Raw genomic sequence first — 14,888 nt, 5'->3', positions numbered from 1 at the left:
ATCTAAGGTAGGCTGTGGAAATAAGAGGACGGCCATCAATATAGTACTCTGTATGATAGACTTCGGCATTGATGGCCGCCGATTATTATTAAGTCGTATTTATTTGTTTATACACTGAAAATTATTATTGCATGTCTTATTTGCACTCTATAAAATAGCGCAACCATGTATTTTGACATGCTTTATTTACGAGAGGTTTATTATGTTAAAACGTCATTTGTTACTTGCTAGCGTACTTGCTGGTACTTTTGCTATCACTGCGTGTAGCCAACAAACAGAAGAAAACACTGAAGCTGCTGTTGAGTCTGCCGGTGATGATGTTGCGGCCAACACTGAAGCCGCCGCTGTAGAGACAGAAGCTGCTGCTGCAGAAGCAGAAGTTGCTGCCCAAAATGCTGGCACTGAAGTCGCCGAAAGTGCTGAAACTGCTGGCGCGGCTGCGACAGACGCTCTAGAAAATACAGGTGATGCAATCGCTGATGGTACCAACAAAGCAGTAGCAAACACTGCCGAAGCGGTAGCTGATGGCGCAAATGCAGTGGCTGACGGCGCAAATGATGTCGCAGTTGATGCTGAGCAGCAGTACTAATAGGTTCAATAATCAGTACCTTGACAAAACTAGTCGCTTAGTAAATAAGCATCGTTTGGCCGATTTAAACCTTTTTTATCACTGTTTGACTACTGATAGATTGATATACAGCTCGCTAAATAAGCAGTTTTTATGACTACCCTATAATGATTGTCTCATAAAACAGCTGCTTTATAAGCCCTCAAAATACTAAAAAAGCCTTGGCGATTGCCAAGGCTTTTTGTATGGTGATGGCGAAACACTACAAGCATTTCTTTATAGTCAATCTGTCACAAAATAAATAGTCAGGCAACCGCTACGAAGACAAGGCAATTTTTGCTATAATCGGCGCACGATAATGAGCGTCTATTATTGCCAGTTGCCAATGGTTTTGCCAGACGGGCAGTTTTGACATCATTGGGTGTACAGCTTTGGGCGAGTCATATAGGCAGCGCTATGTTGCTGCTATCATTTCAAAAGCTATTTTACATACTATCCAAAATTTTAATCAGAGAGCGTTTTATGGCCTTAATATCCTTACGTCAACTTCTAGATCACGCCGCCGAGCATAATTACGGGGTGCCTGCTTTTAATGTCAATAACTTAGAGCAGATGCGTGCAATCATGATGGCGGCCGACGCCTGCGACTCACCGGTCATCGTCCAAGCCAGTGCTGGCGCTCGCAAATATGCAGGCTCAGCGTTTTTGCGTCATCTGATTATCGCTGCTATAGAAGAATGGCCACACATTCCTGTAGTAATGCACCAAGACCATGGCATGTCGCCTGCCATTTGCCAACGCTCTATTCAGCTTGGTTTTTCATCGGTGATGATGGACGGCTCACTGGGTGAGGACGGCAAAACCCCAATGGATTACGATTATAACGCTAGCGTCACACGCGAAGTGGTCAAGATGGCGCATGCGTGCGGCGTTTCTGTCGAAGGTGAGATTGGCTGTTTGGGTAGCCTTGAGACTGGCATGGCGGGCGAAGAAGATGGCTCAGGAGCAGAGGGCGTATTGGACCATGAGCAGCTATTGACCAGTGCGGACGAAGCTGAGCAGTTTGTCAAAGATACCAATGTCGATGCACTCGCCATTGCGATTGGTACCAGTCACGGTGCTTATAAGTTTACACGTCCACCGACAGGCGATATCCTATCTATCGAGCGCGTCAAAGAGATTCATGCCCGTATCCCAAACACGCATTTGGTCATGCATGGCTCGTCTTCTGTGCCGCAAGAGTGGCTCAAAGTCATCAACGAAAATGGCGGTAATATCGGTGAGACATACGGCGTGCCCGTTGAGCAAATCGTCGAGGCCATCAAACACGGTGTGCGTAAAGTAAACATCGATACTGATTTGCGGTTGGCTTCCACAGGCGCTATCCGCCAGTTTTTGGTAGAAAACCCAAGTGAGTTTGATCCACGTAAATATTTCAAAGCCTCTATGGTCGCGATGTCTGACATCTGTACCAACCGCTTTGAGGCCTTTGGTTCTGCTGGTCAAGCGCACAAGATTCGCCCAATCAGTCTTGAAGGTATGGTTGATTTTTATAACTAAGCCTGACAAGTAGGGCTGAGCTTATCAAAGAAGGCGTTTGTCATATCGATATGCAAACGCCTTTTTGCTCTAAATGGCTGGGTGTAAGCGCAAGAGACTTATGTGTACGTTTTTACATAGGCGTTTTTAAACCAAAATATTGAGTAGTAAGCGTAGAGTATGGCGCGGTTTATTTTTTATAATGATAGGTAATGGATGATGATTGGACTGATTACAGGGCAGGTCGCGTACCTGATGGCACCAACGGCATGTATTTTGACCGCATCTGGCGTGGGGTATGATATCGAGCTACCATTGCCGTCATTTTGTCAGTTACAGCTCGATCAGCAGGCTCGCATCTGGACGCATTTGCATGTGCGCGAAGACGCGCAGCTGCTTTATGGGTTTATCGATCGCAAAGAGCGTGAAGTGTTTCGTCAGCTTATCAAAATCAATGGCGTGGGGGCAAAAATGGCGTTAGCGATGCTGTCTGCTATGTCGGCCGCTGAGCTTAAGATGCATGTCGAGCAAGAGTCAGAGAGTGCATTGACACGTATCCCAGGGATTGGCAAAAAAACCGCGCAGCGTTTATTAATCGAGCTTAAAGATAAGCTAAAAAATATCGAAGTCGACAATGATTTGTTAGAGCTACCAACGCAGGTAACCACAACCTCTCACGAAGGCAGCATCATCGCTGAGGTCGAGGGCGCACTTATCAGCCTAGGCTACAAAGAAAAAGAAGCGCAGCAAGCGATTAAAGCGGCTAAGCGTAGTGGAGATACGTTTGCTGATACGCAAAGTTTACTAAAAGCGACTTTGCAGCAGTTGTCAGGCTTTTAAGGCAGTTTTTATTATTAATTAGGGTATGCCGAATGCGCTTTACAGCGAACTGACATAGGCGACCTGAGATAAGCGACATCGATTGTCGCTTATTTTTGTTTACGTCTGTGCTTTCGTGCGCCGGTGCTTTATGATGTTTTGTATGATTTCACTTTTTTAATATAATGATAAAACTATGATGCAAGATCGTTTAATTAATCCGCTAGAGGGCGCCAGTGATGCGCCTGATACCAATATTCGCCCAGCACTACTGGCAGAGTATATTGGCCAGCCTGTCGTGCGTGAGCAGATGGAAGTATTTATCGGGGCGGCGCGCGGCCGTGATGAAGCGTTGGATCATACGCTTATCTTTGGGCCACCAGGGCTAGGTAAGACGACTCTGGCCAATATCATCGCGCGTGAGATGGGTGGTAACCTGCGTTCAACCTCGGGGCCTGTACTTGAGCGACCTGGTGATTTGGCTGCTATGTTGACCAACTTAGAGGAAGGTGATGTGCTGTTTATCGATGAGATTCATCGGTTAAGCTCTGTCATCGAAGAGATACTCTATCCTGCGATGGAAGATTTTCAGCTGGATATTATGATTGGTGAAGGGCCAGCGGCGCGGTCTATCAAGCTGGACCTGCCGCCATTTACGTTGGTGGCAGCGACCACGCGTGCAGGGCTTTTGACTTCACCACTGCGAGATCGTTTTGGTATCGTTCAGCGGTTAGAGTTTTATAATATCGCAGATCTGACTACCATTGTGACACGCGCGGCGCGCTTGATGCGCGTGCCGATGAGTGAAGACGGTGCGGTCGAGATTGCGCGCCGTGCACGCGGCACCCCAAGGATTGCCAACCGTTTGTTGCGCCGTGTACGTGATTATGCCGAGGTCAAAGGCGATGGCCGTATCAATGGCGTGATAGCAGGCAGTGCGCTGGATATGCTGGCGGTCGATAGGCGCGGTCTTGACCATTTAGACAGGCGCTATATCGAGATATTGCAAGAGCGCTTTGATGGAGGGCCAGCAGGGGTTGAGGCGGTAGCGGCGGCGATGGCAGAGGATCGCGGCACGCTTGAAGATGTTATCGAGCCGTATTTAATTCAGCAAGGTTACGTATTACGTACGGCTCGTGGTCGCGTATTGACGCAGATGGCCATTGACCAAATGTTATAGGCTATGTCATGTGAGATGATATAAAACTGGCTAAAACACCTTTATACAAAAAGCGCCGCCTTTTGGTTGATTAAAAGGCGGCGCTTCTTCGTTTAAATCAGAGACGTCGCTATCAAGCCGCTCAATGAAAAATTGTCATATCGGATGGCCTATAGGTCGGCGTAAGCTGTTAATCTGCGACCATGGTTTTTGGCCATATTTTTCCAGGGTTTAGGATGTTGTTGGGGTCGAGCGCTGATTTGATGGCTTGCATCAATACTAAGGCATTACCATGCTCTTGTTGCATGTATTTTTGCTTGCCTTGACCAATACCATGCTCACCTGTACACGTACCATCCATCTCGATGGCGCGCATGGCAAGGCGGCTAATGATGCCATCGGCAGTAGCGATTTCCTCAGGGTTATCGGTATCGACCAATAATAAAACATGAAAGTTGCCATCACCCACATGTCCGACGATAGGGCCAATCATTCCTGATGCCTCGATGTCTTTTGCCGTGGCGCTGACGCACTCTGCCAAGCGCGAAATAGGCACACAGGCATCGGTCGATAAAGCGCTGGCTTCAGGCCGTAGGGCAGAGCTGGCATGATAGGCATTGTGCCGCGCTTGCCACAGACGCTTACGTTCGGCCTCGTCCGTGTCCCACGCAAAATCGCTACCGCCAAACTCTTCGATGATGTCCGTAAAGATGGTTGCTTGCTCAGCCACGCCCGCGTCCGTGCCATGAAACTCTACAAACAAAGTTGGCGTCTCAGTCAGGTCTAGATTGGCATATTGATTACAGGCTTTGATTTGCATGGCATCGAGTAGCTCAATACGGGCAACTGGCAAGCACATCTGGATGGTAAGCATCACCGCCTGACAAGCGTCCTCAATCGTTGGGAAGTGACAGATGCCACTAGCAATACATTCGCTAATACCAAACAGCTTGAGCGTGACTTCGGTGACAATGCCTAGCGTGCCTTCTGAGCCGATCATAAGCCGTGTTAGATCGTATCCAGCGGCCGACTTTTTGGCGCGTGTGCCTGTACGTATGATCTCCCCGTTGGCAGTCACGACTTCTAGAGCGAGCACCACATCTTTCATGGTGCCGTAGCGCACAGCGTTGGTGCCAGAGGCGCGAGTGGCCACCATGCCACCGATACTGGCATTAGCGCCTGGGTCTATCGGAAAAAATAGCCCCGTATCGCGAAGGTAATGATTGAGCTGCTCGCGTGTGACGCCAGGCTGTACGGTCACGGTCAGATCTTCATTATTGACTTGTAAGATTGCATCCATCGCATGCATATCGATACATAGCCCGCCAAAAGGCGCGTTTAGCTGTCCTTCTAAGGATGAGCCTATACCAAAAGCAATCACTGGCATCTGATACTGGTTGCAAATCTCGACAGCCGCGGCGACCTCATGTTTATCCTGCACGGTCAACACCGCATCAGGTGGCTGGTTGGCAAGCCATGTCATGGTATGACCATGCTGCTCGCGTACCGCTTTATTGACACTCAGCTGTTTGCCAAAGCGTATCTGTAGCGCAGCTATGGCCGCACTGTGATCGGGCGTAATGCTATCGTGTGGCTCGGATGCGGGTAAGGCGGATAGGGCAGACATGGATGACTCCTACATATATGATTTGTTAGACAGCATGTGTTTTTATTTTTTTGGACGTAGACTAGGGCGTGTCCTCAAGTCAATCGATAGCTATCCAAATGGGTTAAAAATGGCTAAATCTGGCCAAACGTGTTCAAATAGCTGACGAATATCTCGATATTATCCGCGCTATTTTCCTTGTTTGGCGGCAATTTATCTCATTTTTATCGCCATTTTTAAAATGAGGAAACGCCCTAAAACAACATACGCCAATGGCATAACGAGCGCTAAAAGAGCAATTAGGCCAGTACTCGCCAAACAACCACGACGATGGCCAATAGATAAAAGACAGGCGCAAACCAGCCGACTTGCGTGGCAATCGCAATAAAGATAACAAAGCCTGAGAGTGCCAGCCAGTCGCGGCGACGGTCATTGAGCATATCCGCTCGGATTTGCTGTATTTCTCTGAGCTGACTGTCTTGTCGCGACCCTTGAGTGGCAAGGCTCTGTAAGCCTTGATCGAGTAGTTTTGGGATATCCGTGGTCGATAATAACAGCTCTGGCAACTGTTGGCGCAGCTGTTGTAAGTTGCGTACAGGGTCGAGCTGCTCTTTGATCCAGCCGCTAAGGATGGGCTTGGCAAGCGACCAAATATCAAGCTCAGGATATAGGTCGCGCCCCAGTCCCTCGACATGTACCAAGGTTTTGAGCAGTAGCATTAACTGTGGCGGAATACTCATATGATGACGACGAGCAATATCCAAAATCTGCATCAATACTCCAGCAAAATCGATGTCGTTAATGGATTTTTGTAGCATCGGACCGACGGTGCGTTTCATGTCACGCATGAGTGCATGCTTGTCGGCGTTAGGTGGTATCCAGCCTGCACGGCTGACAATATCTACCACGGCCGTGAAGTTGTTATTCATCACCGCCAGCAGCATCCGCGCCACCACCAGCTGATCGTCTCTTGATAGCGTACCCATGATGGCACAATCAAGGCCGATATAGCGCGGCTCATGGCCAAGCTTTGCCGTATCATCGTATAAATCCTTGACAGGTGGCGTCTCAACGAAGACATTACCCGGATGCATATCAGCATGAAAAAAGTTATCGCGAAATACTTGGGTAAAAAATATCGTTAAGCCTTTTTTTGCCAGTGTTGCACGGTCATAACCCAGCTTATCAAATACCTCAACCTGCGAGATAGGAACGCCTTGGATGCGCTCCATGACCATGACGTTTTTGGCGGCATCATAAACTTCAGGCACATACATGAGTGCCGAGCCTAAGAAGTTATTGCGCATCTGCGTGGTATTGTCCGCCTCCAAGGTCAGGTCCAGCTCATTGAGCATCACTTGGCGGTAGTCTTCGACGATATCGATGATATGTACCGCGCGTGCCGCTTCGATACGCGCCGATGCCCAGCCGGCCAGCTCGCGCAGTAGCTCAAAGTCAGAGACGATAGTGGCGCGAATATCAGGCCGCACCACCTTTACCACCACTTCACGACCATCATGCAAGGCCGCGGTGTGTACTTGGGCGATAGATGCCGCCGCTAGTGGCTTGACATCAAAGCGGGCAAACAATGTGTTGATTGGTTGACCGAGGCCGTGTTTTGAGTGCTGAATCTGAGCAATGGCAACGTCAGCGTCGAAGGGTTTGACTTTGTCTTGTAACTGCACCAACTGCTCGATGATCTCGGGTGGCACCAAATCACGGCGCGTAGAGAGTAACTGGCCAAGTTTTAAAAACAGCGTGCCCATGTCTTCTAGGGCGTACTTGATGGCGTTGGGCTGATGTTTTTTGCCCCACGCGGCAGGGTGCAGACGAATCAAGCGCGCGATAGGCTGTAGCTGCGGCATCTCTTCTAAAGACAGGTGCGTATCGATACGATAAGTGGCGGCGATACGCCAAAGCTCAAATAAACGGGCGCGGTGAGATAGTAGCATGAGAAATAAGCACTCTAAAAAAATCAAAAATAGGGTAGCGCGGTGCTTAGGGTTTGTTAAATATTCAACACGCCCCAGACCAGTTACTGATGAAACGAGTTGTTAAGAAAACGTGACTGCTCTTCTTTGATGGCTGCAAGTCTCGCTTCTTCGCGTGCCACATCAGCACGTAGCTTGAGGAGCTGCTGCCTGAGGTCATTGACCTCTGCCACCTCAGCGGGGTCAGGTGCGGCATTGCCTGCCACATCATTGGCCCAATCGCTGACGTCATCAAATGCGCGTTTGGCACTATGTCGCCAGCTGCTTTTTAGCTGAGAGATGAGCAGGTGTAATTGGCTGGCCATGGGCTTGCCGATGAAAGGCTCCAGATGTCCTGCCACGTCAGGGTCAAACCCTGCGACCAGCTGTTTTAGCTGCATGAGTACCTTATAGTCGCCTGCGATAGGCAGGTTGCCGTCGGTGCCGCGCATCAGGTTGAGCAGTTGGGCAGGATTGTCGACTGTGATGGTGCAATCTGGTCGGCTGTGACCGATACGCGCGCGCTGCCTACTGGCTTTTTGCCGCTCATCCATAGTGCCGCTTGGCTCAAACACACTGTCCGTGGTCACAGGCTCAAAGCGCAAACGCTCATTGCTAAACAGCACGTCTAGATGAATCTCAGGCACGGCCATCTCTAGCCGCAATACTTTACCAGCAAGCGGGGCCAATCCTGCTTTGGTAATGTCATCGCTAGCGATAGCAAGGTTAATCAGCTTTTCGGCACCAGCCAAAAGTAAAACAGTCAGCATAAGGCTCTCGCGTGTTTGGTGAAGCGCCTAACAACAGCGCTAAGTTTATAATAATCAACGACTACAGAGTGTGGCGGCTCAATAGTCACCATCGTTATCCCATCATGCAGTACAAAAGACGCAGCATTAAGCACTACTTACGAAACGCTAAATACTAAGTGCTAAATACTAAATACTAAGCAATATTACGCCTTAAAACCGCGATGCACCGCGACGATACCGGCGGTGAGATTGTGATAATCACAGTTTTCAAAGCCAGCTTGTTGCATCATTTGCTTTAGCGTTTGCTGATCAGGATGCATACGAATCGACTCTGCCAAATACTGGTAACTTTCAGAATCATTGGCGATCAGCTTGCCCATCATCGGTAGCGCTGTAAATGAATACAGATCATAGGCTTTAGACAGTGGCTCAAAGACGGGCTTTGAGAACTCCAAAATCAACAAGCGACCACCTGGCTTTAGTACGCGGTACATGGCTCGCAGCGCTGCGTCTTTGTCTGTGACATTGCGTAGACCAAAGCTGATGGTCACCAAATCAAAGCTTTCATCATCAAACGGTGCCAGTGTTTCAGCGTTGGCCAATACAAAGTCTACGTTGTTGCAGCCTGCATTGATCAGGCGCTCACGGCCGACCTCTAGCATGGCCGCGTTGATGTCTGATAGTACCACATGGCCGTTGCGACCCACTTCGCGGCTAAACACTTTGGCCAAGTCGCCGGTGCCGCCAGCGATATCGAGTACCTGCTGACCGGCACGCACGCCTGATAAGCTAATCGCGTAACGCTTCCATAGACGATGGATACCAAATGACATAAGGTCGTTCATGATGTCATATTTTTTGGCAACAGAAGTAAAGACATCAGCCACACGTGCTTGTTTTTCTGCTTTATTGACTGTCTTATAGCCAAAGTGTGTCTGCTCATTGCCATCGGTTTCAGGCGTGTGCGGGTTGTTGATGTCATCGCGCTGATTAAATAGCGTCTGCTTGGCAGTTTGTGCTTGCGCAGCGCTAGGGTCGGCACTGTCATTGATCGTATTAGGCATAGTAGTTTGTTGACCTTGTGGGGTTCCGGTGGGTAAGTCTTGAACTTGGGTAAAGTCATGGTGCTGGCTGCGCTGAGCGTCTGTCTGCCGCGCTTGTGCTTGCGCTGTGATGTCTTGATTATGACGGATGCTTTCTTTGACGAGACTGTCTTGCAGCTCGGCCTGCTTGGATGGCTCGTGGGTGTTAGCGGCGCGGTTGGTGTTGTCTGTCATCATTGTGTCCTATTCGTTATTGTTATGACTTTCTTGGTAGGGCGTGTTGGTATTAGCCAATCTACACTATCAGTCTATGATACACCAAACCGCATTGGCTTACCGTCATTATCCGCGGCATGCACTTGCTCGATAATCAAAAGCTCCTGCTGGCAAAATGGCTCGATAAAATGACTGACGCTTTTGAGTGGTTTCATGGCCTGAAAGCCTGTGTCAATGAAATCATACAGTGGCTGAAAATTATAGCGATAGGCGGTGCCTTTGGCTAAGGCAAAGGCTTTTTTGAGCATAAATGAGTTCAAATGCTTGTCTGTGCGATAACAGACGTCTTTGAGGTTGGCGATTTGGACGCGGCGTGCTTCTGCTTCATCGACAGCACGATAGGCGGCCAGCATATTGTCTTCGGTTACTGGCAACTCTTGGGTCAGTAACCACTGCGCCAAATGCAAATCCAGCTCAATCGCCAAAATCGCCGCTTGAATGCCCATACTGCCAGCCTCCAGTGCCGACTCTTTTGCCAAGCGCTCAAGCTTTTGCGCTTTGGGTAAAATGCGCTCCAACTGTTTGGCCAGTAGCTTAAACTCATCGCCGCCATATAGCTGGGTCAAAAAATACTCAGCCATCAGTTGGTTTTTGGGCTGAGAAAACAGCTCATGGTGCGTGTGTTTGATGCGCGTTTGCTGCCATGACTGTACGTCTTTTAGTTTATTGTTTAGGGCATCGTCTTGATGGTAGGGCAGCGCCCAAAAGCGGGTCAAGTGTTGTTGTAAGTTGGCTAAAGCGGCCATGGCAATCAATCCTATAAAATCAATAATATTATCAAAGTGGTGATAAATGGCGTGGTGTTACCTGTCTGTCAGTGACATATTTTAATGGTTTTGTGCGCAAAATAATTTTTAAAACGCTATAAAGATTTTAAAAACCGTATGAAAATACCGCCATTATAAAGACCAAGGTCAACAAGCAGTACGGTCAATTCGCTATAAAATCGATACGCTCATATCAACGTGCAACTTTTTATAAAGCGGCTTTATAGCCATGTATCTGATTTATTTAGACGCAGCTATATCTTACGTATCTCTAAATGACAGCCTGTAGCAAACGGACGTATCGTAAAAAGTGTTCACCTTAAAAGAAAACAAAACAGAATACAAATGCCAAACTGTTACCCAAATGGTTACATAGCAACGTTATTTAGTCTATTGGCTGAGTGCTAGTATAAAAATGGCTCAAAATTTTGCAAGATTGATGCAATGAATCAGCATTAGATGAGCTTATGAAAAGCCAACTAGGACGGAGGATGCGATGTCAAAAAACAACCATGCCGCAGAGCAGAGTGCACCAGATGGACGCACGCCAGCTGATAAACAAGTCATCAGCCAGCGTCTCAAACCCAATCCGCTCAGCCAGTTTTCTATGGACAAAGATGCCCTGCGACTGGCATTGGTCACGGCGCAATACGCCCTGCGAGCAACGCGGCAACAAAGCCCGCCTACCCATGACAAAGCCACAGGACTGCTGGTACTGGTCAACGGGATGGAGCAAGCTGGTAAAGGCACAGCAGTCAAGCAGTTAAGAGGCTGGGTAGATCCGCGGCTACTAAAAGTCGAGGCGACCGTTGGCGACTGCCCACTGGACTATCAGCCGATTTGGCAAACGCATACCAACGTGTTGCCACGTCACGGTGACGTGATGGTGTATTTTGGGAATTGGTATGCTGACCTGCTGTATGACGTCATGCGTATGACTTGCGTAAAAGACACTACCGAAACAGCCGCTGGGACAAAGAGTCAAAACAAACAAGACGATGCGCCGTCATCTTTGATGTCTCGTATGACGACCAAGTGGCAAGACTACCTACAGCAGCAGCTGGCGAAACTAACTGCCTTTGAGCAGGATTTGGCGGCCAACCAAACACGACTGCTTAAGTGCTGGTTTCATGTCGATGTCGATACGTTGCAAAAACGCCTGACGGACAAAACAGAAGACCCACAGTTTTTGTATCAAATGGACTGGCACGACAGACAAGTAGTCGATACCTTCAATGAGGTGGCCACCGCGCTGCTTAGACAACAACCAGACTGGGTCATCATCGATGGGGAGGACAAGTCTGCTGCCGCCGATCATTTTTGTCATGAGGTGCTGCACGCCATGCAAGAAGCGCTGGCAAGTAGCAAGACGAAGGATGACACTAAGGATGACACTAAGGCAAAGTCTCATCCCAGCCCCTTCGTGCCAGTCGCCATTCCCAATCAGCTACAAGATATCCCTAGCACAAAAATAGACAAGTCTGACTATAAAGAGGCGCTGGCGGCCAAGCAAGCGCGTTTGGCTGCGCTACTGCGTGCGCGCAACGGTCGGCATGTCGTCTTTGCTTTTGAAGGCATGGATGCCGCTGGCAAGGGCGGGGCGATCAAAAGGCTGGTGGCGCCGCTCGATCCGCGCGAGTATCAGATTTATAATATCGGGGCACCGATGCTTCATGAGCTGCAGCATCCTTATTTGTGGCGCTTTTGGCATAAACTGCCCAACGAGCACACTGACCGCATCAGCCGTATTGCTATCTTTGATCGGACTTGGTACGGGCGAGTGTTGGTTGAGCGTATCGAAGGTTTTGCTGACGCGTCGGCATGGCAGCGTGCCTATGACGAAATCAACCGTTTTGAGGCCGACCTAGCTGATGCAGGCACGCTGGTGATAAAGTACTGGCTGGCCATCGACAAAAAAGAGCAGCTACAGCGCTTTGAGGCACGCCAGCAGACACCGCACAAGCAGTATAAGCTGACGGAGGATGATTGGCGCAATCGCGATAAGTGGGAGAGGTATGTACAGGCGGCTGCTGATATGCTGGCACGGACAGACACAGACAAGGCACCATGGTGCATCATTGCCACCAACGAAAAGCGCCAAGCGCGCCTGCAAGTCTTGGATCATGCCATCGAACAACTATCGTCACTATAGGCGTATGGCGTAAATAAGCGTATAATGGTGCAGGTAAACATGGTATCAGCTGCCCTAACCATGAGCAGTTACAAAGCTATGGGCAGTTACAAATCTTGTAATATCATCATGCATTATGTGCTTATATTGAATATAATAGGCGCGTAACGTTTCTTGCTACACCCAACAAAACGTAGCAAATAGAGTCTTGTGACCTGTATTGGTGCCTTTGGTAATACACCGACCATCACAGCTCTGACAACGCTTATCATAATTAGCAGTTATCAAGTACTAACATTATCATCACAAAAGATCTAAGCCGCAAGATGCTGTAATCAGACGATTGAGCAATACCCCTTGCGGCTTTGTGACATGTTGCATTAAGGGTTTTACCTTCGGCACGCTTGTCTTTAATCGCATATAATTTCAATCAGCTTACGCAGGACGTATCAACGTATGGGTATTAGCAGCAGCTCTACAGGGCCCGCCAAATCAGTCGGCTCTATGAGAATAAATCTATTTTTTGCCATTTTACTGATTGCGATGACCGCCTACTTTTTATGGTGGGGTCTAGATTACACAATGCGTCAACAAACGACGCTATTTATTGTCGCCACCGCTTTTGGTGTCTTTATGGCATTTAATATCGGTGGTAATGATGTTGCCAACTCCTTTGGCACCTCGGTGGGCGCAGGGACGTTGACTATCCCGCAAGCACTCGGGGTTGCCGCGATATTTGAAGTATCCGGCGCAGTGCTGGCAGGCGGGGAAGTGACGGACACCATCCGCAAAGGCATCGTAGACTTAGATGGTCTGACCGTCACGCCCAACCAGTTCATTTACGTCATGCTCTCAGCTCTGGTTGCGGCCGCATTTTGGCTGTTGTTTGCCACGCGCAAAGGCCTGCCAGTATCGACCACGCACTCTATCATCGGCGGGGTGGTTGGTAGCTCTATCGTGTTGGGCTTTGATTTGGGTGGCAGCGCGACGGCACTCTCGACAGTCGATTGGGGCACGGTTGGCACCATTGCCATTTCATGGGTGTTATCGCCTCTATTGGGCGGTATCTTGGCCTATATATTGTACGGTCAAATCAAGAAAAACATCATCGAGTATAATGATAGAACCGAGGCTCATATTGGTGAATTAAAAGCCAGTAAAAAAGTCTTAAAACAAAACCATAAAGAGTATCTGGAGCGTCTGACCGAGTCGGAGCAGCTGGCTTATACCTCAGCGATGCTGCGCGACCAAGAAATCTACAAAGATGATGATTGTGTCGTCGAAGATTTAGAAACGGACTATTACAAAAAGCTTTATGAGATCGAAAATGAGCGTAGCAGTCTAGATACGCTAAAAGCACTCAAGCAATGGGTGCCGATGATTGCCGCGCTTGGCGGCGCGATTATGACGTCTTTGGTGGTGTTTAAAGGTCTTAAAAACGTCAATAATAGCCTGACGACGCTACAAGGTTTTTTGATCATGGGCATGATTGCCGCCTTGGTCTGGTTGGCCACCTTTATCTATACCAAAAGTATCCGCGGTAAGCATAAAGAGGATTTGACCAAAGCGACCTTTATTATGTTTAGCTGGATGCAAGTATTTACGGCGTCCGCTTTTGCCTTTAGTCATGGTTCAAACGACATTGCCAACGCCGTCGGCCCGTTTGCGGCCATTATGGATGTCATCCGTACCAATGAGATTGCCTCACAAGCGGCAGTGCCACCAGCGGTGATGTTGACGTTTGGGGTGGCGCTGATCGTCGGTCTTTGGTTTATTGGTAAAGAAGTCATTCAAACCGTCGGTACCAATTTGGCAAAAATGCATCCAGCTTCTGGCTTTTCGGCAGAGTTGGCCGCCGCTGCCGTCGTGATGGGTGCCTCGACCATGGGTCTGCCAGTATCGAGTACGCATACGTTGGTCGGTGCGGTATTGGGGATTGGTATTGTCAACAGAGACACCAATTGGGCGCTGATGAAGCCAATTGGTCTGGCGTGGGTTGTCACTTTACCAGCTGCCGCTACGATGTCTGCGATAAGCTATGTGGTTCTGATAAATATCTTTTAACCAACAAAAGCGGCAACCATCATGCAAAGATACGCTTGCAGATAGGTGGCCAGTGTTGTACACGAGCACACTCTCATAAAAAACGCTTATCAGCCTAATGCCGATAAGCGTTTTTTTTATCATCTAACGCCGTAAAACCACATCCTTCTAGGGCGTGGATATCAGGCGTCAGTCATTGTCGCCCAGTATGGCGA

Annotated in this window: 11 protein-coding genes; 6 read left to right on the top strand and 5 right to left on the bottom strand. The window is 48.8% G+C overall.

The window, feature by feature from the left end:
- Window positions 1-202 precede the first annotated feature (202 nt).
- The 4 genes from JFC05_RS08735 to ruvB all read left to right on the top strand — a co-directional run bounded on the left by JFC05_RS08735 (window position 203) and on the right by ruvB (window position 4,106).
- A complete protein-coding gene (locus JFC05_RS08735) occupies window positions 203-589 on the top strand; it encodes a hypothetical protein (RefSeq protein WP_075100663.1) in 387 nt (128 codons plus the stop codon).
- 501 nt (window positions 590-1,090) lie between these two features.
- Window positions 1,091-2,128, top strand: coding sequence for a class II fructose-bisphosphate aldolase (gene fba / locus JFC05_RS08730; RefSeq protein ID WP_198336598.1), 1,038 nt, complete (start codon window positions 1,091-1,093; stop codon window positions 2,126-2,128).
- A gap of 198 nt (window positions 2,129-2,326) precedes the next feature.
- Window positions 2,327-2,947, top strand: a complete 621-nt coding sequence (gene ruvA / locus JFC05_RS08725; protein ID WP_198336631.1) for a Holliday junction branch migration protein RuvA — start codon at window positions 2,327-2,329, stop codon at window positions 2,945-2,947.
- Window positions 2,948-3,125: 178 nt separating this feature from the next.
- Entirely contained in the window at window positions 3,126-4,106 is a 981-nt protein-coding gene (gene ruvB, locus JFC05_RS08720) for a Holliday junction branch migration DNA helicase RuvB (protein ID WP_198336630.1), read from the top strand.
- Window positions 4,107-4,275: 169 nt separating this feature from the next.
- On the opposite strand, the gene JFC05_RS08715 is transcribed toward ruvB, so the two are convergent.
- The 5 genes from JFC05_RS08715 to JFC05_RS08695 form a co-directional block, all read right to left on the bottom strand.
- Entirely contained in the window at window positions 4,276-5,712 is a 1,437-nt protein-coding gene (locus JFC05_RS08715; RefSeq protein ID WP_198336597.1) for an FAD-binding oxidoreductase, read from the bottom strand.
- A gap of 278 nt (window positions 5,713-5,990) precedes the next feature.
- On the bottom strand, window positions 5,991-7,643 hold the full coding sequence (locus JFC05_RS08710) for an ABC1 kinase family protein (RefSeq protein ID WP_198336596.1): 1,653 nt from the start codon (window positions 7,641-7,643) through the stop codon (window positions 5,991-5,993).
- A gap of 83 nt (window positions 7,644-7,726) precedes the next feature.
- Window positions 7,727-8,431: a ubiquinone biosynthesis accessory factor UbiJ gene (locus JFC05_RS08705; protein ID WP_198336595.1), complete on the bottom strand. Its 705-nt coding sequence runs from the start codon at window positions 8,429-8,431 to the stop codon at window positions 7,727-7,729.
- A gap of 185 nt (window positions 8,432-8,616) precedes the next feature.
- Entirely contained in the window at window positions 8,617-9,690 is a 1,074-nt protein-coding gene (gene ubiE, locus JFC05_RS08700) for a bifunctional demethylmenaquinone methyltransferase/2-methoxy-6-polyprenyl-1,4-benzoquinol methylase UbiE (RefSeq protein WP_198336629.1), read from the bottom strand.
- 74 nt (window positions 9,691-9,764) lie between these two features.
- On the bottom strand, window positions 9,765-10,478 hold the full coding sequence (locus JFC05_RS08695; RefSeq protein ID WP_198336594.1) for a DUF8198 family protein: 714 nt from the start codon (window positions 10,476-10,478) through the stop codon (window positions 9,765-9,767).
- A 517-nt stretch (window positions 10,479-10,995) separates the two neighbouring features.
- Here JFC05_RS08695 and JFC05_RS08690 point away from each other — a divergent pair.
- A complete protein-coding gene (locus tag JFC05_RS08690) occupies window positions 10,996-12,651 on the top strand; it encodes an ATPase (protein WP_198336593.1) in 1,656 nt (551 codons plus the stop codon).
- A 435-nt stretch (window positions 12,652-13,086) separates the two neighbouring features.
- Window positions 13,087-14,694, top strand: a complete 1,608-nt coding sequence (locus tag JFC05_RS08685; protein WP_192995131.1) for an inorganic phosphate transporter — start codon at window positions 13,087-13,089, stop codon at window positions 14,692-14,694.
- The last annotated feature ends 194 nt before the right edge of the window (window positions 14,695-14,888 follow it).

The sequence above is a fragment of the Psychrobacter celer genome (assembly GCF_016107555.1).
GTDB lineage: Bacteria > Pseudomonadota > Gammaproteobacteria > Pseudomonadales > Moraxellaceae > Psychrobacter > Psychrobacter celer.
Note: the sequence above shows the minus strand (reverse complement) of the source record. Positions and strands in the feature narration are given on the sequence as shown.

What these genes read in the sequence shown, in the direction of transcription:
- JFC05_RS08735 (WP_075100663.1), top strand. Translation starts at nt 203, where the DNA reads ATGTTAAAACGTCATTTGTTACTTGCTAGCGTACTTGCTGGTACTTTT.
- fba (WP_198336598.1), top strand. Translation starts at nt 1,091, where the DNA reads ATGGCCTTAATATCCTTACGTCAACTTCTAGATCACGCCGCCGAGCAT.
- ruvA (WP_198336631.1), top strand. Translation starts at nt 2,327, where the DNA reads ATGATTGGACTGATTACAGGGCAGGTCGCGTACCTGATGGCACCAACG.
- ruvB (WP_198336630.1), top strand. Translation starts at nt 3,126, where the DNA reads ATGCAAGATCGTTTAATTAATCCGCTAGAGGGCGCCAGTGATGCGCCT.
- JFC05_RS08715 (WP_198336597.1), bottom strand. Translation starts at nt 5,712, where the DNA reads ATGTCTGCCCTATCCGCCTTACCCGCATCCGAGCCACACGATAGCATT.
- JFC05_RS08710 (WP_198336596.1), bottom strand. Translation starts at nt 7,643, where the DNA reads ATGCTACTATCTCACCGCGCCCGTTTATTTGAGCTTTGGCGTATCGCC.
- JFC05_RS08705 (WP_198336595.1), bottom strand. Translation starts at nt 8,431, where the DNA reads ATGCTGACTGTTTTACTTTTGGCTGGTGCCGAAAAGCTGATTAACCTT.
- ubiE (WP_198336629.1), bottom strand. Translation starts at nt 9,690, where the DNA reads ATGACAGACAACACCAACCGCGCCGCTAACACCCACGAGCCATCCAAG.
- JFC05_RS08695 (WP_198336594.1), bottom strand. Translation starts at nt 10,478, where the DNA reads ATGGCCGCTTTAGCCAACTTACAACAACACTTGACCCGCTTTTGGGCG.
- JFC05_RS08690 (WP_198336593.1), top strand. Translation starts at nt 10,996, where the DNA reads ATGTCAAAAAACAACCATGCCGCAGAGCAGAGTGCACCAGATGGACGC.
- JFC05_RS08685 (WP_192995131.1), top strand. Translation starts at nt 13,087, where the DNA reads ATGGGTATTAGCAGCAGCTCTACAGGGCCCGCCAAATCAGTCGGCTCT.